The sequence below is a fragment of the Parasphingopyxis marina genome, from assembly GCF_014237875.1.
In the GTDB taxonomy this organism is placed as follows: Bacteria; Pseudomonadota; Alphaproteobacteria; order Sphingomonadales; family Sphingomonadaceae; genus Parasphingopyxis; species Parasphingopyxis marina.
Map to the genome: position 1 here is coordinate 1,230,236 of NZ_JACJVJ010000001.1, position 23,014 is coordinate 1,253,249.

Genomic DNA, 23,014 nt, shown 5'->3' on the forward strand with positions numbered 1-23,014 from the left:
CGGCGAGGGCACTTCGTGGCCGTGTCGTCCGGATATGGGCGGTCCATTTCCTCCGTCTTTCCGGCACTATGATCGCCCGCAATACCGTTTCCGAAGATCCGTTGAACAGCGACGAGGCCGAAACGCCGCGCCGCTTTTTCTATGGCTGGACGCTGCTCGCGGTCTTCTGGTTCATCCTGTTCGTCAATCTTGCCTTCCCCATGACGGGAGGGTCGATCATCAATACGGCGATGGCGCAGGATCTCGGCTTTTCACGCGAGGCCCTGGGCGCACCCTTCTCGATCTATTTTGGAATGATCGGACTGAGTTCGCCTTTCGTTGCCATGATGATCGGCCGTATCGGCGTGCGCTGGACATTGACGATCGGCAATTTCTGCCTGCTGCTTGGGTCTGTCGCGATGGCCACGATCGTCAGCACGCCGCTGGAGGCAACAATCTGCTTTGGCGGGATTATCGGCTTCGCGGTGGCGTCGGGCGGTAATTTGACGGCGCAGACGGCCATTCCTCGATGGTTCGTCCGGCGCCGGGCGCTCGCCTATGCGATCATGCTGAGCGCATCGGCGGGCGGAGGCGCGATCATCGCCCCGGCGCTCGGCGTGATCGTCGGCGAAGACGGTTCCGGCTGGCGGACCGGCTGGTGGATTCTCGCCGGACTGGCACTCGTCGTTACGCTGCTGGCGGCAACGCTCGTTCGGGAATATCCGCGCGACCTTGGCCAATATCCCGATGGCAAGGCCAAGCCGGCGGCCATAAAATCCGACGAGACGCCGGCAAAGGCGGTGACCGTCACCCTGGCCCAAGCGCTCGGACGGGCGGATTTCTGGACGATCATTGTCGCCTCTGCCGTCACGACCGCGAGCCTCAGTCTCGTGCTCGCGCATGGGGTGGCGAATGCGATCGATGCCGGGCATCAAACGGCCGAAGTCGGTTACGCGCTTTCCATCTACGCACTGTCGGGCTTGGCCGCAAAGGCCGCGGTCGGCTTCCTGGGGGATCGCTACAATCCTGCCTTTGTCTGGGCCGGATTGCTGGTGCCAACCGCATTGGGACTGTTGACGGCGGCTTATATCGTGGAGGGCAGCGGGCTCTTTCTCTATGCCTTGCTGATCGGCATCGGCACAGGGGGAGCGATCGTCTGCCAGCCCGCAACGATCGCCCACCGGTTCGGCGCTTCGGGCTTTGCCAAGGTCGCCGGCGCGGTGTTCCTGTTACAGGCCGTGGCAGGCATGAGCGCCCCCGCGCTCGCCGGCTGGGCTTACACGAGCGAGAGCGGATATAGTGTAAGCTTCGTCGTGTGCGCCGGCTTTTGTCTGGCGTGCGTTCTGCTGCTCGCCGTCTTTTGCCGGAAGCGAATGACCGGGCTGGACTGATGCATTTCGAGACGCGCGATTTCGCCGTTTCGCAAGGCGGCCGGAATTCGGGCATTAATCGCGGTCGATCGGTTCATAGGGCGATCGCGACGCTCGCGATGACGGCCAACAGGAAAGCCGCCTGCAAGGGGCGCCGTGTGCGGTATCGATTGGCCAGCAGGATGTTCGCGATAACGATGGCGAACCCAAGCAACCAGAAGGTTGCCGTGAACGGGGCACCGTTGCCCATCGCCAATCTTGCCAGGAATGTCGCGGTCAGCGCGATGGGCACGCCCCAGACGACGCCGTCCCATGCCGCCAGCAGGCGCGGTTCGTTGAGGCCACGGCGACGGCGCTTGCCGAGCCAGATATAGGTGCCGGTCGCACAGATCGCGGTCAGCGCCAGCCCGAACAGGAAATAGGCAATCTTGACCGGCAGCCCGCCATAATTGCCGAAGTGGAGATTATAGGTGGAGGCCGCGGCCTGCTGGCCGATCGCGCCGTCTGCCATTCCCGCGGTGCCTTCGAAATTCCCTTCGGCATCGAAAGCGTAATATTCGCCGAAGATCAGCCGGCGCGAATGCTCGGCGACGATCTGGATATGCTGGCCCGCCGTGCCGGGATCGTGGACGATGACGTAAGTCGGCTCCACGGCCGCATAGGCTGTCTGCATATGACGAAGCGCCGCGGCGACGTTCGGGATGCCCGCAGGCGCGGGATCGGCCTCGGCCTCGCCGCCGAAGATCGGTGCATAAAGCGCCTCGATATCGCCGTCATAATAGTGCGCGGCCATGCCATAGCCGGTCACAGTCGCCAGGCCGATGATCGACCCGGTCAGCGCGACCGCGACGGAAAAGGGAAGGGTCCACACGCTCAGCCGGTTGTGCCAGTCGGCCAGCGCGACGCCGCCCTTGCTGCGCGTGCGCAGGCGAAAGGCGTCGCGGAAGATGCGCGGATGGGCGACCACGCCCGAAAGCGCCAGCGCGAGGATCATCACGCCCAATATGCCCACGATCGTAATGCCGATCAGTACGGGAAGGTTCAGCGTATAATGCAGGGCCAGCAAGAATTCGGACCAGCCATTCTCCTCCGGCGCGGCGATAGTCCCATCGCGATCGACATGAACGGCCTGGGTGTCGGTCGTGATAGTCGTGCGCGGCAGATCGGCGACCGGGATATGGACGTAGAGATGCGTCGTCGGCGTTTGGCCCGCTTCGCTGGCCAGCACGGCCTCGACGGCGCGCTGGACTGCGCCGGGATCGACCTCGGCCATTTCCGGCGCGTCCTGCTGTTCGATCCGGTGGAATTCTTCGTAGAAGACGACAATGGTTCCGGTCAGGCAGACGAGGTAGAGCAGCGCGCCGCCCAGCAGGCCGATTGCCGCATGGGCCGAAAGCGCCCGCTTCACGAGCGAGAGGGAGGGCGCTTGGGTCATCGAAGGGCTCCCGTGGCAAGGACGAGGAGGACGGGCGCGGCGCTCCCAAGCAGGATCGCCCATTGCACCTTGCGGCGCGGCTGGATCAGGATCGCATAGGCGAGAACCGCCCAGAGGAAGGGCATCATCAACAGCGCGAAGGCGTTTGCATTTGCCTCGCCCCACCCCGCGGCGTGGGCTAGGCCGCGGACCACAACGGCGAGGCCAATCGAGATGAATAGCCCGGCGACAATCACGAGCAGGAAGGTGAGGCTGCGGCCCAACAGCCGCCGGGGTTCACTGCCTTCGGGAAGCATCCGGACGCGGGCATTGGAGGCGGGGGCCTTGCCCGGTCGGGCTTGCGCCCCCGCAAGGCCCAGTGCCAACCCCGCCGCAGCCATGGCCACAAGCGCGGTAACCGAACTTCCCCAGGCGCCGGAATCCGACCAGCCGAAAATCATTGCGAGCGCAAGCGCGGCCCAACCCGCCGCATTCAGCGTGGGGGATCGTTTTGGCCGCCCCCAGGACAGGCGGAGCAGCGCCACGCCGCCCGCCGCCATCGCCGCGGCTATCCAGAGCAGCGGATAGCCCATCAAAAGCGGTAGCTCACCGTACCGAAAACATTCCGCTGGGCGCCGTTGAAACAGTCGCCCCGGGCGAGGCAGGCCGAGTAATAATCTTCGCCCAGCAGGTTGGTCGCGTTGATCGCGAAGCTCCACCTGTTCCAGTTCAGCTCGGCGACCGCATCCACCAGCGTATAGCTCGGAGTTACGATGCCGTCCGGGAAGGCGGGGCCATAGGAGCGGTTGGCGCTCGTATGCCGCACGCCGCCGCCCAGGAGCAGCGAGACTTCGGAAGAAAGCTGGAACGGCCGGGTTACCCAGAGCGAAGCATTATGCTTGGGGACATTGTCGAGCTGCTGGTTGGTGCCGTCGATCTCCGCTTCGTTATAGCTGTAATTGGCGATGACCTGGAAATTGCCGGGCAGGGTTGTCCGCGCTTCGATTTCGAAGCCTTGCGAACTCAGCGAACCGGCCTGCATCTGATCGAACGGATCGGGCGTCGAGGGATCGTCGACGGGGCGGTTCGATTCCTCGATGTCGTAACCCGTGATCGTGATCAGCGTGCTGTCGTCCGGGTGGATCTTCACGCCGACTTCGAACTGTCGGCCGCTTTTCGGGACGAAGGGGTTGCCGTTGCTCGCGACGCCGGAGATTGGCTCAAAGCTCTCGGTATAGCTGAAAAAGGGCGAAACACCGGGAATGATCTCGCCGATGATGCCGGCACGGAACGATGTCGCGCTGGAATCGATCGCCTCCACACTGAAGCTGTCCGACGTGACATTGTCGTGGCGCACGCCGAGCACGATCGAGACGCGGTCGAAGAAGCGGATCTGATCCTGCAGGTAGAAGCCGAGCTGTTCCTGCTCGACATCCTCGTTGGGCCCGAAAGGCGCCGGCAGGCCGCCGCCATAGTCGGAGAGTGCATCATAATCGACATTGTAGATGTCGATGATTTCATAGCCGAAGCCGCCGGTCTTGCGGACATGGTTCCAGCTATAGTCGACGCCGGCAAGCAGGACATGTTCGACGGCTTCGCCGGTGTTGAAATCGAACCGCAAATTGTTGTCGGTCGAGAATATTTCCATTCGCGCGATGCTGCCGTCCGAATAAAGCCCGATCAGTCTTTGGTCTGGATCGAGAAACGGGTTGGTCGGATTCGCGTAATTGTCCGGATAGTGGGTGAAATAATCGAGATCGCTATCGATGTAGCGCGCGCGCATATTGATCCGGACCCGATCGCTGAACCGATGTTCGATCAGGCCGGTTCCCTGGAGCAGCCGCCCGTCATAGCGGTCCCAGCCCGGCTTGCCGATGAACCGGTCGAACGGCAGTTGCCCGTTGGGGTTGTCGAACAGCGTCCCGACCAATGGGAGGAACTGGGAGGTCGAACCGCCGTCATCCTCCTGGTAGAGGCCGATGACCGTAACGTTGGTGTCCGGCGTCGGCGCCCAGCTGAGCGACGGTGAGATCAGGATGCGATCGTCGGGGACATAATCGACCTGCGTGCCGGAATCGCGGACTCGCGCGACCAGGCGTGCGGCGAGCGTGTCCGTGATCGGACCGGTAACATCGGCGAGCGCCTCGAAACGATCGAAGGAGCCGTACCGCAGCGAAATTTCGCCGCCGGGTTCGAACTCGGGCGTTTTCGAAACGAGATTGACGATGCCTCCCAGCGAACCCGCGCCGAACAGCACCGAAGAAGGGCCGCGCACGACCTGCACCTGTGAGAAATTATAGGGATCGGCCCGGATGCTGGCATAGTAGCTGAAGACATCTCGCATGCCGTCGCGGAATTGCAGGCCGTTCACACCCCGAATAAATCCGCCGTCGACGCGGCTGTCCGGCCCATAGGGATTGGCCTGGACGCCCGCGACGTAGCGCAGCGTATCGCCGACCGAGATCGCACCCTGCTGGAGATAGACATCGTCCTCGATGATGGTGACCGGCTGCGGCACTTCGATTGCCGGCGTGTCGGTCTTGGTCGCGGCGTCGCTTTCCAGTTGTGCCCCGGTCACGATGATCTGGGTCCGGTTGCGAATGCTGTCCTCGACCTCGTCGAAGGCCATGGCCTGGCTGGCTGTGAGTGCGGTGCAGGTCATGAGCAGGACTTTGGAAATTTTCATCGATATCCCCCGGAGGCATGAGTGACTGAATCCGCCCGAGCCAATAATGCGAATCATTTGCATTAGCAAGTAAACTCTGGGGAAAGGCTTGTTCCTTGTAGAAATTCGGTGACCAGAGGCCTGTCGAAAGGCGAAAAATAGGGAAAATAACGGGCAAGCCGTCATCCGGAAAAGGCCGGTTTCTGGCTGAATTTGCCGACTTCTACCCTGGGATTTCAGGAAGGCCTGGAATCGTTATGGGAGGGGGCTGCGGCGAGCCTATTGCTACCGCGGAAACAACGGTCCGTATGCAATGTCGAGCTGGTGTATTTTTTGCAACATACCCAGCAACTGTAGGCGTTCATCCGCAGAAAACTGGGATGCCAGCCATTGCTCGTGCATCTCTGTCGCCTTCTTCCCCTGGCCGAGCGCGTCTTGCCCCGCTGCCGTTACCCGAAGCAGCATCCGGCGCCGGTCGGCCGGGTCTTGCGAGGCTTTGATGTACTTCTTCTCGAACAGTCCGGTCATTTGCGCCGATACCGATGCGCGCGCCACTTTCAGAATTTTGGCCAGTTCGGCCTGCAGCGTGTCGGGGCTGTCGTCGAGGATCCACAATATCGCGACCTGCTTTTGCGTTAGTCCCAAATGGGAGCAATGCGTGTCGAAGTGCCGACGAATGGTGCCGATAGCGAGGGACATTTGATAGCCGACAATGTCGCCCAGATCGGGAATCGCTAGCGGGCGATCGCCCGTCTCGCGTGATCGTTCAGCCGGGCTGCGGGAACTGCCGCTTTCGCGCGCATCTGCCATGATCGGGCGCCCTTTGTTCCTGTTTTGCGCGATTGCAAGCGGGCTAGGCGGGGGGGATGGTCATCGGCCGCAAATAGGAAGGATCCGTTTTGTCGCGTTCGCCTTTGACGCCGGACCATTCGTCGCCGAGCCATTTGTCTTCCGGCACCTGGAAGGTCCAGTCCATGAGCAGCCGTCTCAGGCTGACCTTCCATTTCCCCTCCCGCCGTTCCAGCTTGTCGATATAGCGGCCGCCGCCGGCTCCGATCTTCTCGCCGTCTGGCATCTGCACGAACCAGAAGACATAGCTTTCGGCGTGGGCGGTATCGCCCTTGATCTCGCAATTGTGGCTGGTGATGCCGTGATGGGTGTTGAGGAAGGCCGCTTCGCAGTCGATCGCGAAGGGCACGAACGCGTCGACGCCGCCGAGAAACGGCCCGTGATTGTCGGTGGCGTCAGGGTGGAAGGCATCGCGGATCAGATCCGCGTCGAGCCGGTCGAGCCCGCGACCGTAATTGTTGATGCAATCGAGGATATCCTGCCGGTCGCGCAGATAGCGAACCTCGCGGACCAGCGCCGCTACCTCGTCCTTGTCCATGTCCACCAAAATCTCTCCTGCTCTGCTACCAGACACCGCGAAGTCGGACGGTCGGCAGCGCTGTGAATACGGCCTCGACACCCTGGATCTCTCCGTCGCTCAGCCGAAAGGCTTCGGCCAGCACGAGCGTGAAGGGTTCGACATGGGCAGGTGGGCACACCGTACCATAGTCCACGACATTGGCGCACGGCGCGCGCAGATATTGGTGATACATGACGAAGGCGAAGACGATCCCGCGCTCGCGATCGACGATCGGATAGCGCCGGTCGGTCACTGTATCGGTATCCCAGATATGGGTGTTGAACTGGTCGCGGCATCCGAAGGACGAAAAGTTCGGCAACTCGCGCCCGCTCGGCGAGGCGGCGGGGAAGGGGAAATCCGGATTGCGGATCAATTGCACCCCGTTTTCGATCTTCAGGCAATCATTGGCGAAGGGCACGATATCACCATTGCCGCGCTCGACACCTTCATAGTGAAGATCGGATTGGAAGATCAGCGTACCGCGATCGCGGCGCTGCGCAGGTTCCAGAGTTTGGGAATAGATGGCGCGCGGCGTCGCGAGATTGGCGGCGGCGTCGCCGAAACTGAAACCGGCGCTGCTTGGCGCGGGGCCGGGGATCACGCTCTCGACTTCGACAATGCGGCGGCCGCGAATCTTGAGGCGCAGCGCGATCATCGTCCAGCCGCCTTCAAGCCGGATATTGCCGATAAAGCCGACCTGGCCGACACCCGGGTCGGCGACATAGATACGGTAATCGCCAAGTTCGCGCGCCGTCTGCCAGGCGCCCTCGCCGACGCGGAGCAGCGATTGGTTCTCGCTATATTTGACGTCGGCATCCATCGGCAGGGCCGAGGGATCGTTCGCGATCAGCGCATCGAGATAGGCGTTGGCGAAACCGTCAAGGCATTGGCGGTCGCAGGCCCCATCCTGCAAGGCATGGGCGGGGACGGCGGCCAGCAATGACATGAGACCCAGTGCGACGACGCGTTTCCATCCCACCATCGATTTTCCCCTGCAGAGTTGGCGAAGGATAAGGGAACGACTCCGCGCGCTACTTTCGCTTTTCCGAAGCAAAACTTTGCCGAGAACCGAAGGAGCTAGGCATTTTTCGCCGTAAACCAAGGCTTTGGCGAACGGCTTCGCGGCGGCGACTTGCTCTTTCGCCGTGTAAGGGCAATTATCCGTGTCATAAGATAAAGCCGGCGGCGGCCCTTCGGGCCAGCCGACCGCATGGGAGGGGAGTGCTATGCAGGAGACGAATTCACTCGAATTCGAACGCGCAAGGCCGTCCGAACGCGGCGCGATTATCGGTGATATGCTTTCATCGGCCTATTCTTCGGACTGGACAGCGCGACTGCTCGATCGGGACGATAATTGCCTCAAGGTCGGCGGCGAGACGGTGGACGGAATAGGCATCGCAAGCGCATCGCTGCCGCCGCTTTCGATCCGCAACGACCCGCCCCCGCGCCGCAAGGAACGGAAATATTATATCTATGTTGCCGATCAGGTTCAGAAACTCGAGCTTCCCGACGGCGAGGCGCTGATCCTCAACCCCGAACAGCTGACCGTGCTGAGTTCGGACATGCCGATCAAGATCACCATTCCCAAACCCTATCGCACGACATCGCTGATTATCGACCGCGATATTTTCGAAACCAGTATCCCGTGTTCGCGGATACTGGTCGGTCGCAGGCTTACCTTTCCCGACCATGTCAATTCGGTGTTGAAGGAAATGCTCGAATCGGCGTTTCTGATCTCGCATGCAGGAAAATTCGGGGATGCAGCGCCGCATCTCGCCCGGTCCTTTCTCGAATATCTGCTGATGAGCATCCATTTCGATAAGGCGATTCCGGCGGATTCGCCCAATGCCCTGGAATTTCGCCGCAAGCAGGTGATGGCCTATATCGAACAGAATTTCGGACAGCCCGAATTGTCGGTCGAGCATATCGCCCGCCGGCTGGGCGTTTCGGCGCGCTATGTGCAGATGGCCTTTGCCGGTTTCGAGATGAGCCCTTCGCAATGTATCAAGAAATGCCGGCTTGAGGCGACGGCCAAGCGCCTGCGCGATCCACAATGGAGCGGCATCAGCATCACCGAAATCTCGTTCCGGTGCGGTTTCAACAGCTCGGCGCATTTCTCGAACGAGTTTCGCAAAGCCTACGGAATGGCGCCGCGGGAATATCGCCTCGCGCCTACGACCGCCGCCAACTGATCGCTGCTTTTCCAGCTTTTCGGCCTTCCGAATTGCGCAAATCTTCGTTTCGCGTCTCGGCAAGCGGTTTCCTGTCTTCCCTCGCTAAACAAGCATTGGGGCATCGCCTGCCACGGCTGGCCTTGCCTTGATATTGTAAGGCCGGGGAGAGCGGAATGATCGATGGGTTGTACAAGGGATTTCGGATTGGGCGCCGACGCGCGGCCTGCCCGTGGCCGAGGCGTTCTTGGTTGCTGTCGGGACTGATACTCCCGGCCATGCTTTGCAGCCCCGCCCATGCTGAAGACGCGATGGCGGCAGAAGACGAGGCGCAGGCGCAATCCGGATCGGCCGGCAGCGGCGCCGAACGCGGCGCTCAGGAGCTGGTCGAAACCGCCGATTCCGCGCAATTGGGCACGATTGTCGTCACCGCGCAGCGGCGCACCGAAGATCTGCAGCGCACACCGGTTTCGATCACCGCGATCGGATCCGACGAGCTTGCGAGCCGGGGCATTTCCGATCTCGCCAATGTCCAGGGGCTCGTTCCCGCCGTCGAGTTCCAGCCGATTTTCAATCTGCTCGTCTATATTCGCGGCGTCGGCAATTACGATCTTCAGCCCGGCGTCGATCCCTCGATCACCTATAATGTCGACGGTAACTATGTGGCCCACCAATATGGGCTGACACCGATCCTGTTCGATCTTCAGCGCGTCGAAGTTCTGCGCGGGCCCCAGGGCACTCTCTATGGCCGCAATGCGGCCGGGGGCGCGGTTAATCTGATCACGAATCGCCCTGTCTTCGACAATGAAGGCAGCGTGTCTCTGGAAGCGGGCAATTACGATCTTCGCGGCGGCGAGGCGATGCTCAATGTCGCGCTGTCTCCGCAAGTCGCGCTACGCGGTTCCTTCGCTTTCAGCCAACATGACGGCTATCTCGACAGCGGTTTTAACGATGCGAACAATTGGGGCGGCCGCCTTCGTCTGCTGGCCGAACCGACCAGCAATCTCAGCATTTTGGTGACGGCGGAATATTCTGAGAAGGATGAAATGGGCGGCGGCGTCAGCTTCTGTCCGCCGGGCACCGATATCACCATCTATCCGGCATGCGCTGGTGTCGAATGGGACCCGTTCCTCGGCAATGTAGGGCAGGGCGAACTCGATATTGCCCGCGAAAATTACTGGGAGGCCGAGAATTTCGCGATCTATGCTGAGGTCAACCTGGAGTTCGATTGGGGCACGATCACCTGGCAGCCCGCCTATCGCTATGTCGATTATCGCAATCTCCAGACTTACAGCCCGTTCTTCGGCTATGCGCCCTCGGCCCGTAACAAGCTCCACAGCCAGGAATTACGCGTATCCTCGCCTTCCGGTTCTTCGATCCAGTGGGTCGCCGGGCTATACTATGCCCGGGAGAGATCGCGCGATCATACCGAGGTTCTGTCCGCCTTCGCGCTCGGCCCGGACTTCATCGCGAACAGCTATGACCTCTTCCCGTACATCACGGAATCGCGCTCCGCCTTCGGCCAGATAACCGTGCCGATCACGAACGACATCCGGCTGACCGGTGGACTTCGCTATACCGACGATCAGAAGCGGACGACGGGCCAGGCGGTCGGCTATTGCCAGAACGCGACGCCCGGCGCCGACCCGACCTGTCCTTCGGATTTTCCCGCGCCTCCTGCCACGGTGGTGGTTCCTACGGGCAGTACCCAAAATTATGAAACCGTCACATGGCGGGCGGGCTTCGAGGCCGATGTCGGGCCGGAATCCATGCTCTACGGATCGGTCAGCACGGGCTTCAAGGCTGGCGGCATCAACCAGATTCCGGCCGGGTTCACGGCGCCGGCAACCTATGGCCCCGAAGAAATCACGGCCTATGCGCTGGGCATCAAGAACCGCTTTCTCGACAATCGGTTGCAGCTCAATGCCGAAGCCTTTTACTATGACTATCGCGGCTATCAGACCCTCGGCATCACGATATTGCCGGGCGGTATCCTCGGGTTCGTGACGTTGAATTCGCAAACCGCCGAATTCTATGGCGGCGAAATCGAGTCGCGTTTCCTCATCACGCCCGACGACCGGCTCGATATCAATATCTCGCTGCTCCATGCGGAGTTCACCGAATTCAATGTGCCGTTCGCTGGCCAGAATTTCACTGGCTTCCGGGTGCCCAATGCGCCGGGCGTAACGGTTTCGGCCGGTTATCAGCATGAATTCGACCTTGGCCATGGCAGCCTGACCGCGCGCATCGACGGCAAATATACCTCGTCTCAATGGGTCGATGTCGGCCATAATTCAGGTTCGCGTCAGGGCGGCTATACGCGCACCGATCTGACGCTCACCTATCGCGACGATGACGATCGCTTCTCGATTTCCGCATGGCTGCGGAACCTGGAAAACAATGCGGCGATCGCGTCCTACAATAATGCGGTCGGCCTCCAGCCCTATGGCTCGCCGTTGCCGCCGCGGACGTTCGGGGTGCGCGGTACGGTGAACTTCTAGGGCGATGGCGGAGCAGGCCGCGACGGGGTCCGATGAAACCGGGGGGGGCCTGTTCCAGCCCTTCTCCATGCGGGGGCTGGAACTGGAGAACCGGATCGTCATGTCGCCGATGTCGCGGCACCGGGCATCGCCCAAAGGCCTGCACCATCCGCTTGCGACGCTTTACTATCGGCAACGCGCCAGCGCGGGGCTGATAATATCGGAAGGCACGCAAGTGTCGGAAACCGCCAAGGGCTTCCCCGGCATTCCCGGCATCTATCGCCCTGAACATGTCGAGACGTGGAGGGAACCTATCGCGGCGGTGCATGACGAAGGTGGCCGTATCTTCATCCAGCTTTGGCATTGTGGCAGGATCGCGCACGGATCGCATCTTCCCGAGGGGCAGATGCCGGTCGCGCCTTCCGCGATCAGGGCGGAAGATGGTATGGTGATGCTTGACGATCTGTCCTTCGCCAAGCCTGATATGCCACGCGCCTTGGAAACCCGGGAGGTGGAGGCGCTGGTCGAAGACCATGTCCACGCAGCGCGGATGGCGCTTGCGGCCGGCGCCGACGGCGTGGAGATTCATGCCGCCAACGGCTATGGCGCGGCGCAATTTCTATGCGACCGGACGAACCAGCGAACCGACCGCTATGGAGGGTCGCCCGTCAAACGGTGCCGCTTCGTCATCGAAACCGCCGAAGCCATCGCCAGCGCGATCGGCGCGGATAAAGTGGGTATCAGGCTGTCGCCGGTTTCGACCTACCAGGACGCCTGGGACAGCGATCCCACCGCGCTTTACGGCGTACTGCTACCAGCGTTGAGCATGTTGGATCTCGGCTATGTCCATATGGTCGAAGGGTCTCCCGGAACCTCCCGCGATCCGTCCGGTTTCGATTTCGCCGGCGCGCGGCGGTTGTTCGACGGACCCTGGATCGTCAACAATTTATACGATCGGGCGCTGGCGGAGGCAGCGTTGGCGCGCGGCGATGCCGATCTCGTCGCCTTTGGCCTGCCATTCCTCGCCAATCCCGATCTGGTGCGCCGATTCCGCGAGCATCGCGATCTCAATCCGGTCGAGAAAGAAACACTCTACGGCGGTGGAGAAAAAGGCTACACCGATTATCCGTTTTTCGCGGGCTAGAGAATGGCCTGCTTGACGTCATCCTGCGCAATATCAAACGCATTTTCGTGGCGGCCTTCGCATAACAACCCATCAAGGGCACCGGATGGTGCGCGACGCAGTCTGCAGTAAACCGCTTTCCGGAGCAGCTAAGGTCAAGCGGGTCTTCAGCGGCAATTCTGTTCTTTCGACGGCGTGGTGCCGGATGTCCGACTCGAACGGACGACCTACCGCTTACAAGGCGGTTGCTCTACCAGCTGAGCTAATCCGGCTCACCGTCAGCGCTGCCCCCATGCTTTATCGTACGCCGAAGGTCCAGCCCTCTTGTTGGGCGATGCTGTCGGTGCAAGCGGCTGGCTTCCAGAATGCAATATCCCCGGCCGCTTGGCGCATCCAGGCCGCGGTGAGGAGCGCATCGGTGCTGTGATCGTCATAGCGGCCGAGCGGGGCGTGAGCGGAACTGCCCAAGGCGTCCAGCGCTGCATCCAGCGCGATGGCATCGCGCATTTTCGTCCGCCCCGTAAGCCCGGCATCTCGGGCGGCGATGCTCGTATAGATCTCCAAGATCATCGGCCCGGTGTCCGGAACGGGATCGAAAGGCCAGACGGGTATCGCGCCGTCGAGCCGATGCAAAAGTCTCATGCCCGTAAGGCTCGATTTTCCGACCTGCGCCGCGCCGACAAGGTTGAAGCAGGATACGGCATTGCCGCGCTGTTGTTGGCGGCAGTGTTTCTCCGTGATGCGCAGGCGGCCCCGGCCTCCTTCGAAGCCTTCTCCGGTGATTGTCGTGCGGCCCTGCTGATAGCGGAAATGGCGGGCGAGGTGGCGATGGCCGGTCAGGCGCGAGGCGGAGAGATGGGGCTCGGCATTGCACAAGGCATCGATTGCCGCCCAGAGGCTGCGGGCGTTGCCGGGGCTTTCCGGCCAGCTGGGGAAATAGCTGCCATGGTCGACAAAGGGTAAAGCGGCGGAGAAATCGAAACCGATCAGTAAGTCGGCCTTTTCCGCGGCTCGATCAAGCAGCCAGCCGAGCGCATCCTCACGCGACCAGCCGTTGGCGGACATGGCAAGGGCGGGAGCTTTCGCGCCCGCCCCTGCGATTGCCAGGGCTATGCCCTTGGGCCTCTCTACCGCCTGTCCCGACCAGTCGAAACAGGCGAAGCGCGAAAAGCGCCGCACCTAGATACCCGGAGGTGTCTTGTCCCCCGGATTGGTGTGGGTGGCGCCGCCGCCCGTCCAGCGTTCGAGCAGCTTGTGCGCGGTCGGCCGCCCGCCAAGCCCGAAGGCGATCGCCGCTGCGATGGCCGCCGAACCGAGGATCGAGCCGAAGGCGATGACCACGATTTCGTCCGCGATATTCATGAACTTGAGGCCCATGGCGGCGAACAGCGCGATAATCAGCCATTTGAGTATCGTGGAGAGCAGGCCGGACTCGCCGGTCGAGCGCTCCATGATCCCGGTCAGCAGGCGCGCGAGCATGATACCGACGCCGATGATGACGAGGCCGAAGATCACGCGGCTGCCGAGCGCCACGACTTCGGTGACCATCGCCTGTAGCGACCGGATCTCCAGCACTTCGACGGCGGCGACCGCCGCGACCAGCACGATCGCGGTCAGTGCGACCGTGCCGATGGCGCGGCTGGCGCGGACATTTTCGGGAACGAGGCCCGATCCGCTAGCCGCACTGTCGACGCCGAAAGCTTCGAGCAGCTGCTGCAGCCAGCCCTTGACCCAGCGGCCGATGAAATAGGCGACGCCGAGAATCAGCGATGCCGCGATGGCGCGCGGGATGAAGAAGGCGACGTCCCGAAGGATCGATACCAGCGGGTCCGAGATCGAGTTCAGCTGGAGCGTCTGCAGTGCGCCGGTAGCGACCGGAATGATGATCAGCACAAAAGCGATCACGCCGGCGGCGGTGCTGAGCGTCGTGCGCCCTTCGCCGGGGGCAGCGGTTTCGGTGTCGCCGCCGGTGATTTCCGTCGCGCCGGCCCTAGCCAGCCACTCATCGGCGTTGACCGCCATAAGCGCGGTTTCGACGATCCGGCGGATGATGGTGGCGGCGATAATGCCGACGAACAGGATAACGCCTGCGCCCACGATATTCGGGACAAAGCCGGCGACGTCATTCGTCAGTGTCCGTACCGGTTCGAGTACGTGCGAAAGCTCAAGCGGTTGCAGCGCGACGACGAGACCGACGAGCCAGACGATCCAATAGGCGAGGGTGCCGATCTGGCTACCCACGGTTTCCCCGGGCTGCGCCGCGCTGTGCTTCTGCAAGACCGGGATGCGGTCCACCATCCGTGCGATGGCCCATTTGACGCCCTTGGCGATGAAATGGGTGATCAGCAGGATCAGCAGCGCGGCGCCGATTTTCAGCGACCACTCCCAGACCAGATCCCAGTTGATGTTCTGGTTGAAATCGAATTCCACGTCCGTTCCCCTTTCACAGAGCTGGATGATCTTTTCGCCAAGATACCGGATTCCGCTCGGCTTGGCCAATTATTGCTGCCGCTCGCTCCGCAGTTTCTCCCAAAAAGCAAGGCGTTCCGCGATTTTCGCCTCGAAGCCGCGCGAAGAGGGGCGGTAATAATCCTGTCGGCTCATCTCTTCCGGCCAGTAATCGTCGCCCGAAAAGGCTTCGTCTGCTTCATGGTCGTACGCATAATTCTTGCCATAGCCGATATCTTTCATCAGCCGCGTCGGCGCATTGAGGATGTTCTTGGGCGGCATCAGGGACCCGGTCTCTTTCGCGCTGCGCCAGGCGGCGCTCGCAGCCTTGTAGGCGGCGTTGGATTTGGGCGCGGTCGCGCAATAGAGGCAAGCCTGGACGATCGCGAGTTCGCCCTCGGGGCTGCCGAGAAACTCATAGGCGTTCTTGGCGGCGAGGGACTGGACCAGTGCCTGCGGGTCGGCGAGGCCGATATCCTCGGAAGCGAAGCGGACGATTCGCCGCAGCACGTAGAGCGGCTCTTCCCCGGCGACCAGCATCCGCGCCAGATAATAAAGCGAGGCCTGCGGATCGGACCCGCGCATTGCCTTGTGGAGCGCGGAGATCAGGTTGTAATGGCCCTCGCGGTCCTTGTCGTAAACCGCGACGCGGCGGTGGAGCATCTCGGCGAGACCCGCTGGATCGAGTGGCGCTTCAAGATTGACTGAGAACAGCGTCTCGGCTTGGTTCAGCAGGAAGCGGCCGTCGCCATCCGCCGAGGCTATCAGCGCGTCGCGCGCGTCCGGAGTGAGGGGCAGGGGCCGTTCTTCATGCTCCTCCGCGCGGTCGAGCAGGGTTCCCAGCGCCTCATGGTCGAGCCGGTTAAGGATCAGCACCTGGGCCCGGCTGAGCAGGGCGGCGTTGATCTCGAAGCTTGGATTTTCGGTCGTCGCGCCAACCAGGGTGACTGTGCCATTTTCGACATAAGGCAGGAAGCCATCCTGCTGCGCGCGATTGAAACGGTGGATCTCGTCGACGAAAAGCAGCGTGCGTTTACCAGCCTTGGCCATTTGCGCGGCTTCCGCGAACGCCTTTTTGAGATCGGCGACGCCGGAAAAGACCGCCGACAGCGCCACGAAGCGCAGGCCGACCGCGTCGGCGAGCAGCCGGGCGATGGTTGTCTTGCCGGTCCCGGGCGGCCCCCAGAAGATGATCGAGGCGAGTCGGCCCGCTGCCACCATCCGTCCGATCGCGCCGTCGGGCCCGGTGAGGTGCTCCTGGCCTATGACTTCGTTGAGAGTCTTGGGGCGTAGTCGGTCCGCGAGCGGGGCGGGCGGCGTCCCAGCTTCGGGGGTATCGGAGACGAAAAGGTCGGCCATGGCCGGACTTTAGCCCAATTCCCCGCGCGATCCATCTGCAGTGTTTGGCTATCCGGGTTGACAGCGCTCGGCAAAGATATATCTTAGACACATCAAAATACATTGGAGTTTGATGCAATATGACGATGAAAGATAGGGGCGGCCATGGGGGCCGCTGTGAAGGTGGGCGCGGCAAGCGCCGTTTTCCGGATGCCGTCCGTGCCATGGGCATGAGGCGTTCCGGCGGCGGGCATTGGGGCCCGGGCGGCGGCAGGCATCGCGGCGGCGGCCGAGGCGGTCGCCGGATGTTCGAATCGGGGCAGTTGCGGCTCGTGCTGCTCAAGCTGCTCGATGACGAGCCGCGCCACGGCTATGACCTGATCCGAGCCATCGAGGAACTGACCGGGGGTGGGTACACGCCGAGCCCTGGGATCGTTTATCCGACGCTGAGCCTGTTGCAGGACAGCGGCGATATCGAGGAGCTCGAGGCCGAAGGCGCCCGCAAGGCGTTTGCGATCACCGATCAGGGCCGGGCAGAGCTGGAAGAAAAGAAAGGCGAGGTAGCAACGCTGTTCGAACGCCTTTCCAGTTTCGGGGAACGGCATCGTAAATCGGACGGCGCGCCGATCCGCCGGGCGATGGGCAATCTGGGCGCGGTGCTCGAACACCGTCTGTCGCGCGAGGGCGTCGAGGACGAACTCGTTCATCAGGTCACGGCGATTATCGACGAGGCCGCGCAAAAGATCGAACGGCTATGAGCGGGTCAGCAAGCATCCCCGCCACTAGCAAGGCTGCGGTGCCGACAAAGAAGGGCAGTCGCTATCTCCAGCAATTGTGCAAGCATTGGTCGCACAATCTCGCCGTAGAGTTTACGCCCGAGCGCGGCACGGTGACCTTTCCGCGCGATGCGAGGGGCGCCGACTGGCCCGATGACGCCGTGGTCACCATGGTGGCCGGCGCCGAAACGCTGGATTGTCAGATCGACGCGAGCGTTGCGGAGCAGCTGGAAGGGCTCAAGGGCGTTCTCGCTCGCCATCTTGATCGCTTTGCCTTTCGCGAGGCGCCGCTCGCCTTCGACTGGAAGGACGAAGCGTAGCGGCTAGGGTACGGGGCTACGGGGAGGGCCCTGCACACCCTCGGCGCGCTGGCGGATGACCCGCAGATAACCGTCGACCAGCGCCTGATTCACCTGGTCCCAGCCATAGCGCTCGCTCGCCGCGCATCCCGCTGCTCCGGCGGCTTCGCGCGCGCCCTTGTTCTCGCAATAATGCTGAAGCGCATCGGCAAAGGCCTCGATCGCACCGGGGCGGATCAGCCGCCCGGTCACACCGTCTTCCACCAGGCTTTCGCTTCCGGTCGCCTTGGCCGCTATCACGGGAAGCCCCGCGGCCATCGCTTCCAGCGTGACATTGCCAAAGGTCTCGGTAACGCTGGGGTTGAACAGCATGTCGAGCGAGGCAACCGCCCGGCCGAGATCGGGGCCCTTCTGGAACCCGACGAACACCCCCTGGGGCAACCGCTTTTCGAACCAGTCGCGTGCGGGACCTTCGCCGATCACAAGTACGCGGTGGCGGACCTGCCGACGCTCGAGACTGTCGATCGCGTCCGAATAGACGTCGAGACCTTTTTCCATCACCAGCCTGCCGACAAAGCCGATTACGACCTCGTCGTCCGCGATGCCGTGGCCCTGCCGCCAGCCGAGGTCGCGGTGGCGGGGATCGAAAATATCGCGGTCGATCCCGCGAGACCAGATGCCGACATCGTAGCTCATCCGCTGTTCGCGCAGGATCTGGGCCATCGATTCCGACGGCGCGAAGATCGCGTCGCAGCGGCGGTAGAAGCGCCGCAGGATGGCGACCAGCAGGGGCTCGAGGAAGGTGAGGCCGTAATAGCGCGGATAGGTTTCGAAGCGGGTGTGGACCGAGGCGATTGCCGGGACGTTCCAGCTCCGTGCGAGGCTCAGCGCGCGATGGCCGAGAATTTCGGGGCTCGCAATATGAAAGATGTTCGGCGCGAACTGGGCGATGTCTCGCCGGACGCGGCCGGGCAGCCGGATTGGCGCACGATATTCGGCGCGGCCGGGAAGGGCGAGCGCGGGGACATGGATGAGATCGCCGGTAGGTTCGAAATCGGGGTTGTCCACCGTCGGCGAATAGACGCGCACGGCGGCGCCCTGACGCAGCAGATAGCCGACCAGGCGATTGAGCGCCTGGTTCGCGCCGTCGCGGACATAATTGTAATTGCCGCTGAACAGGGCAATGCGGAGGTCGGTTGCGTCCATCGCGTCGGAATATAGGCTCGGGGGTAAAAGGCCAATGGCCGGGTTGATGGCGTGAAAAAGCCCCGCCGGATTGCGCCGGCGGGGCTTTGTTCCTTTGCGAACGGCGAAGCGCTTAGTCTTCGCTGCTCTCGGCTTCGGCCGGGACCTTTTCGGCCTCCGGTTCCGCCGTCGCTTCCTTCGCAGCCAGCATCGCTTCCTGCAGCTTTTTCTGCTGGGCGCGAAGCGCGGCATCGCGCGAGGAGGCGGTGATGCGGGCGCGGTTCATGCCTGCGCCGGTACCCGCCGGAATCAGGCGGCCGACGATGACGTTTTCCTTCAGCCCTTGCAGCGTATCGACCTTGCCCTGAACGGCCGCCTCGGTGAGGACGCGGGTCGTTTCCTGGAAGGACGCGGCAGAGATGAAGCTGCGGGTCTGCAGCGATGCCTTGGTGATGCCGAGCAGCACCGGTTTGCCTTCCGCCTTCTTCTGCTTCTTGTCGAGCATAGCGTTGATCTCGTCCATCTCGGCTTCGTCGACCTGTTCGCCGGCGAGCAGCGTGGTGTCGCCGCCGTCGGTGATCTCGACCTTTTGAAGCATCTGACGAACGATCGTCTCGATATGCTTGTCGTTGATCTTCACGCCTTGCAGACGATAGACCTCCTGGATCTCCGAAACGAGATATTCGGCCAGCGCTTCGACGCCCAGAACCTCGAGAATGTCATGCGGATCGGGCGAACCGGCGACGAGATCGTCGCCCTTCTTCACGAAGTCGCCTTCCTGCACGTCGATGATCTTGGTCTTGGGGATCAGATATTCGACCGGATCGCCTTCTTCCGGAACGATCGCGATCTTGCGCTTGGCCTTATAGTCGCGAATGAACTCGATTCGACCATCGATCTTGGCGATGACCGCATTGTCCTTCGGAATCCGGGCTTCGAACAGCTCCGCGACCCGCGGCAGACCGCCGGTGATGTCGCGGGTCTTGGCAGCCTCTCGCGGCAGTCGGGCGACGATATCGCCCTCGTGCAGCTCCTGGCCGTCGTCGACCGAGATGACCGCGCCGGGGATCAGGCGATAGACGCCCGCCTCGCCGCTCTGGTCGTCGAGCAACGTGATACGCGGCTTGAGATCGTCCTTCTTGGTCTTGGCCTGGTCCTCCGTGATGACGCGCTGGGTGATGCCCGTCGCTTCGTCGGTCTCTTCCTTCACGGTGCGGTTGTCGACAATGTCCTGGAACTTCGCCGTACCGCCCTTTTCGGTGATGACCGGCGCGTAGCTCGGATCCCATTCGGCAATCCGCTCGCCCTTTTCGACGGTGTCTCCGTCGGCCTGGAGGAGGCGGGCACCGTAAGGGATACGGAACACACCGAGTTCGCGGCCGTCCTCGTCGAGGATCGCCAGTTCGCCCGAACGCGACAGCGCGAGTGTGCGCTTCTTGCTGTCGACGATGGCATTGAGCTCGCGATATTCGAGCTTGCCGTCGGCCGGCGATTCCAGGTTCGACTGCTCGTTGAGCTGCGCGGCGCCGCCGATGTGGAAAGTCCGCATCGTCAGCTGCGTGCCGGGTTCGCCGATCGACTGGGCGGCGATGACGCCGACCGATTCACCGATATTGACCGGCGTACCGCGCGCAAGATCGCGGCCATAGCATTTGCCGCATACGCCGATCTTGGATTCGCAGGTCAGCGGCGAACGGATCTGGACCGACTGGACGCCGGACTCTTCGACCGCCAGCGCGGTCGGCTCGTCCATCGTCTCGCCAGCCTTGACGATCACTGCGTCCTTGCCGTCGAGAATATCTTCGGCAGCCGTGCGGCCGAGAATGCGTTCGCTGAGCGTCGCGATGGTCGAACCGCCCTGGACGATCGCCTTCATTTCGAGCGAATTCGTCGTCTTGCAATCTTCCTCGACGATCGTGCAGTCCTGCGACACATCGACCAGACGGCGGGTCAGATAACCCGAGTTTGCCGTCTTGAGCGCCGTATCCGCGAGGCCCTTGCGGGCGCCGTGGGTCGAGTTGAAATATTCAAGGACGGTCAGGCCTTCCTTGAAGTTCGACAGGATCGGCGTTTCGATGATTTCGCCCGACGGCTTGGCCATCAGGCCACGCATGCCGGCAAGCTGCTTCATCTGGGCGGGGCTGCCGCGGGCGCCGGAGTGCGACATCATGTAGATCGAGTTGATCGCGGCTTCGCGGCCGTCATCGTCCTTCGGCGTCGCCTTGATCTCTTCCATCATCGCGTTGGCGACCTGGTCAGAACAGCGGCTCCAGGCGTCGATCACCTTGTTATATTTTTCCTGCTGGGTGATCAGGCCGTCCTGATATTGCTGTTCGTAATCGGCGACCAGCGCGCGGGTCTCGTCGACCAGCGGCTCCTTGGCATCCGGAATGATCATATCGTCCTTGCCGAACGAGATGCCGGCCTTGAAGGCGTGCTGGAAGCCCAGCGCCATGATGCCGTCGGCGAACAACACCGTGTCCTTCTGGCCGGTGTGGCGATAGACGATGTCGATAACGTCGCCGATCTCCTTCTTGGTCAGCAGGCGGTTGATCGTCTCGTAAGGCACCTTGTGCGATTGCGGCAGTTTCTCGGCGATCAGCATCCGGCCCGGGGTCGTCTGAACCCGTTCCAGATAGGTGTTGCCCTCTTCGTCGGTCTGCGGGACGCGGGTCGTGATCTTCGAGTGGAGCGTCACCGCACCCACTTCGAGCGCCTGGTGGACCTCGGTAATGTCGGCGAGGATCGAACCTTCGCCGGGCTCGCCTTCACGATCCATCGAGAGATAGTAGATGCCGAGCACCATGTCCTGTGAGGGGACGATGATCGGTTTGCCGTTCGCGGGCGAGAGGATGTTGTTGGTGGACATCATCAGCACGCGTGCCTCGAGCTGAGCCTCGAGGCTCAGCGGAACATGGACGGCCATCTGATCGCCATCGAAATCGGCGTTGAACGCGGCGCAGACAAGTGGGTGAAGCTGGATCGCCTTGCCCTCGATCAGGACCGGCTCGAACGCCTGGATGCCGAGGCGGTGAAGCGTCGGGGCGCGGTTCAGGAGCACGGGATGTTCGCGGATAACCTCGTCGAGAATATCCCAGACTTCCTTGCGCTCTTTCTCCACCCACTTCTTGGCCTGTTTGAGCGTCATCGAGAGGCCCTTGGCGTCGAGACGGGCGTAGATGAACGGCTTGAACAGTTCGAGCGCCATCTTCTTGGGCAGGCCGCACTGGTGCAGCTTGAGTTCCGGGCCGGTCACGATGACCGAGCGGCCCGAATAGTCGACGCGCTTGCCGAGCAGGTTCTGGCGGAACCGGCCCTGCTTGCCCTTGAGCATGTCGCTGAGCGATTTCAGCGGGCGCTTGTTGGCACCCGTGATGGTCCGGCCGCGGCGGCCGTTGTCGAACAGCGCATCGACCGATTCCTGCAGCATACGCTTTTCATTGCGGACGATGATGTCCGGGGCGCGCAGCTCCATCAGGCGCTTGAGGCGGTTGTTGCGGTTGATCACGCGGCGATAGAGATCGTTGAGATCCGACGTCGCGAAGCGGCCGCCATCGAGCGGCACCAGCGGGCGCAGTTCGGGCGGGATGACCGGAACGATGTCGAGGATCATCCATTCGGGGCGATTGCCCGAATTGATGAAGCTTTCGACGACCTTGAGTCGTTTGATGATCTTCTTGGGCTTCAAGGTCGATTTGGTTGTCGCCAGATCCTGGAGAAGATCCTCGCGTTCCTGCTCCAGGTCGAGGTCGATCAGCATCTGCTTGACGGCCTCGGCCCCGATACCGGCCGAGAAGGCGTCTTCGCCATATTCGTCCTGCGCCGAGAGCAGCTCGTCCTCGGTGAGCAGCTGGAACTTCTCGAGCGCGGTCAGGCCCGGTTCGATGACGACATAATATTCGAAATACAGGATCCGCTCGAGCTGCTTGAGCTGCATGTCCAGAAGGAGCCCGATGCGCGAGGGCAGGGACTTCAGGAACCAGATATGGGCAACCGGGGCCGCGAGGTCGATATGGCCCATCCGCTCACGGCGGACTTTGGAAACGGTAACCTCGACGCCGCATTTTTCGCAGACGATGCCCTTGTATTTCATGCGCTTATACTTGCCACACAGGCACTCATAATCCTTGATCGGGCCAAAGATGCGCGCGCAGAACAGGCCGTCGCGTTCGGGCTTGAACGTCCGGTAGTTGATGGTTTCCGGCTTCTTGATCTCGCCGAACGACCAGGAACGGATCTTCTCCGGCGACGCCAGGCCGATCTGGATCTGGTCGAACGTCTCCGGCTTTTGGGCGGCGGGGTTCTGGAAGTTGGTCAGTTCGTTCATGTCTGATCCTTGTCTGCCCCCGCCCGCATCC

General features: G+C 62.2%; 17 protein-coding genes and 1 tRNA gene. 6 read left to right on the plus strand and 12 right to left on the minus strand.

Going from position 1 to position 23,014, the window contains the following annotated elements:
• Window positions 1-68 precede the first annotated feature (68 nt).
• A complete protein-coding gene (locus tag H6P80_RS06100; RefSeq protein WP_185800415.1) occupies window positions 69-1,370 on the plus strand; it encodes an MFS transporter in 1,302 nt (433 codons plus the stop codon).
• A gap of 73 nt (window positions 1,371-1,443) precedes the next feature.
• Here H6P80_RS06100 and H6P80_RS06105 read toward each other — a convergent pair whose 3' ends face one another.
• The 6 genes from H6P80_RS06105 to H6P80_RS06130 all read right to left on the minus strand — a co-directional run bounded on the left by H6P80_RS06105 (window position 1,444) and on the right by H6P80_RS06130 (window position 7,818).
• Window positions 1,444-2,784, minus strand: coding sequence for a PepSY-associated TM helix domain-containing protein (locus H6P80_RS06105; protein WP_185800416.1), 1,341 nt, complete (start codon window positions 2,782-2,784; stop codon window positions 1,444-1,446).
• Window positions 2,781-3,356, minus strand: a complete 576-nt coding sequence (locus H6P80_RS06110; protein WP_221892889.1) for a hypothetical protein — start codon at window positions 3,354-3,356, stop codon at window positions 2,781-2,783. The genes H6P80_RS06105 and H6P80_RS06110 overlap by 4 nt, the downstream gene beginning before the upstream one ends.
• Window positions 3,356-5,449 carry a TonB-dependent siderophore receptor gene (locus H6P80_RS06115; protein WP_185800418.1) on the minus strand — a complete coding sequence of 698 codons (2,094 nt, stop codon included), beginning with the start codon at window positions 5,447-5,449 and terminating at the stop codon, window positions 3,356-3,358. The genes H6P80_RS06110 and H6P80_RS06115 overlap by 1 nt, the downstream gene beginning before the upstream one ends.
• A gap of 264 nt (window positions 5,450-5,713) precedes the next feature.
• Window positions 5,714-6,238: a MarR family winged helix-turn-helix transcriptional regulator gene (locus H6P80_RS06120; protein WP_185800419.1), complete on the minus strand. Its 525-nt coding sequence runs from the start codon at window positions 6,236-6,238 to the stop codon at window positions 5,714-5,716.
• Window positions 6,239-6,281: 43 nt separating this feature from the next.
• On the minus strand, window positions 6,282-6,815 hold the full coding sequence (locus tag H6P80_RS06125; RefSeq protein ID WP_235973821.1) for a nuclear transport factor 2 family protein: 534 nt from the start codon (window positions 6,813-6,815) through the stop codon (window positions 6,282-6,284).
• Window positions 6,816-6,840: 25 nt separating this feature from the next.
• A complete protein-coding gene (locus tag H6P80_RS06130) occupies window positions 6,841-7,818 on the minus strand; it encodes a hypothetical protein (protein ID WP_185800421.1) in 978 nt (325 codons plus the stop codon).
• A gap of 244 nt (window positions 7,819-8,062) precedes the next feature.
• Between H6P80_RS06130 and H6P80_RS06135 the strand changes: the two genes are divergently transcribed.
• The 3 genes from H6P80_RS06135 to H6P80_RS06145 all read left to right on the plus strand — a co-directional run bounded on the left by H6P80_RS06135 (window position 8,063) and on the right by H6P80_RS06145 (window position 12,631).
• The gene (locus H6P80_RS06135) at window positions 8,063-9,028 is read left to right on the plus strand and encodes a helix-turn-helix transcriptional regulator (protein WP_185800422.1); all 966 of its coding nucleotides are present in this window, start codon (window positions 8,063-8,065) and stop codon (window positions 9,026-9,028) included.
• Between the two features lie 290 nt (window positions 9,029-9,318).
• On the plus strand, window positions 9,319-11,508 hold the full coding sequence (locus tag H6P80_RS06140) for a TonB-dependent receptor (RefSeq protein ID WP_185800423.1): 2,190 nt from the start codon (window positions 9,319-9,321) through the stop codon (window positions 11,506-11,508).
• A gap of 4 nt (window positions 11,509-11,512) precedes the next feature.
• Complete coding sequence (locus H6P80_RS06145) at window positions 11,513-12,631, plus strand: alkene reductase (RefSeq protein WP_185800424.1); 1,119 nt, start codon at window positions 11,513-11,515, stop codon at window positions 12,629-12,631.
• Window positions 12,632-12,806: 175 nt separating this feature from the next.
• On the opposite strand, the gene H6P80_RS06150 is transcribed toward H6P80_RS06145, so the two are convergent.
• From H6P80_RS06150 to H6P80_RS06165, 4 genes are all read right to left on the minus strand, one after another.
• Window positions 12,807-12,882 (minus strand) — tRNA-Thr (locus H6P80_RS06150).
• Window positions 12,883-12,907: 25 nt separating this feature from the next.
• Entirely contained in the window at window positions 12,908-13,789 is an 882-nt protein-coding gene (locus H6P80_RS06155) for a hypothetical protein (RefSeq protein WP_185800425.1), read from the minus strand.
• Window positions 13,790-15,040 carry a mechanosensitive ion channel gene (locus H6P80_RS06160; protein WP_185800426.1) on the minus strand — a complete coding sequence of 417 codons (1,251 nt, stop codon included), beginning with the start codon at window positions 15,038-15,040 and terminating at the stop codon, window positions 13,790-13,792.
• 69 nt (window positions 15,041-15,109) lie between these two features.
• A complete protein-coding gene (locus tag H6P80_RS06165) occupies window positions 15,110-16,417 on the minus strand; it encodes a replication-associated recombination protein A (protein WP_185800427.1) in 1,308 nt (435 codons plus the stop codon).
• 284 nt (window positions 16,418-16,701) lie between these two features.
• Here H6P80_RS06165 and H6P80_RS06170 point away from each other — a divergent pair, with 284 nt between their 5' ends.
• Both H6P80_RS06170 and H6P80_RS06175 read left to right on the plus strand, forming a co-directional pair.
• Window positions 16,702-17,154 (plus strand): PadR family transcriptional regulator, encoded by a 453-nt coding sequence (locus H6P80_RS06170; protein WP_328804939.1) that lies wholly within the window; start codon window positions 16,702-16,704, stop codon window positions 17,152-17,154.
• Entirely contained in the window at window positions 17,151-17,492 is a 342-nt protein-coding gene (locus H6P80_RS06175) for a DUF2218 domain-containing protein (RefSeq protein WP_185800428.1), read from the plus strand. Before H6P80_RS06170 ends, H6P80_RS06175 begins: the two co-directional genes overlap by 4 nt.
• 3 nt (window positions 17,493-17,495) lie before the next feature.
• Here H6P80_RS06175 and H6P80_RS06180 read toward each other — a convergent pair whose 3' ends face one another.
• Together H6P80_RS06180 and rpoC are read right to left on the minus strand one after the other, a co-directional pair.
• The gene (locus H6P80_RS06180) at window positions 17,496-18,677 is read right to left on the minus strand and encodes a glycosyltransferase family 4 protein (RefSeq protein ID WP_185800429.1); all 1,182 of its coding nucleotides are present in this window, start codon (window positions 18,675-18,677) and stop codon (window positions 17,496-17,498) included.
• Window positions 18,678-18,789: 112 nt separating this feature from the next.
• Window positions 18,790-22,983, minus strand: a complete 4,194-nt coding sequence (gene rpoC, locus H6P80_RS06185; RefSeq protein WP_185800430.1) for a DNA-directed RNA polymerase subunit beta' — start codon at window positions 22,981-22,983, stop codon at window positions 18,790-18,792.
• Window positions 22,984-23,014 lie beyond the last annotated feature (31 nt).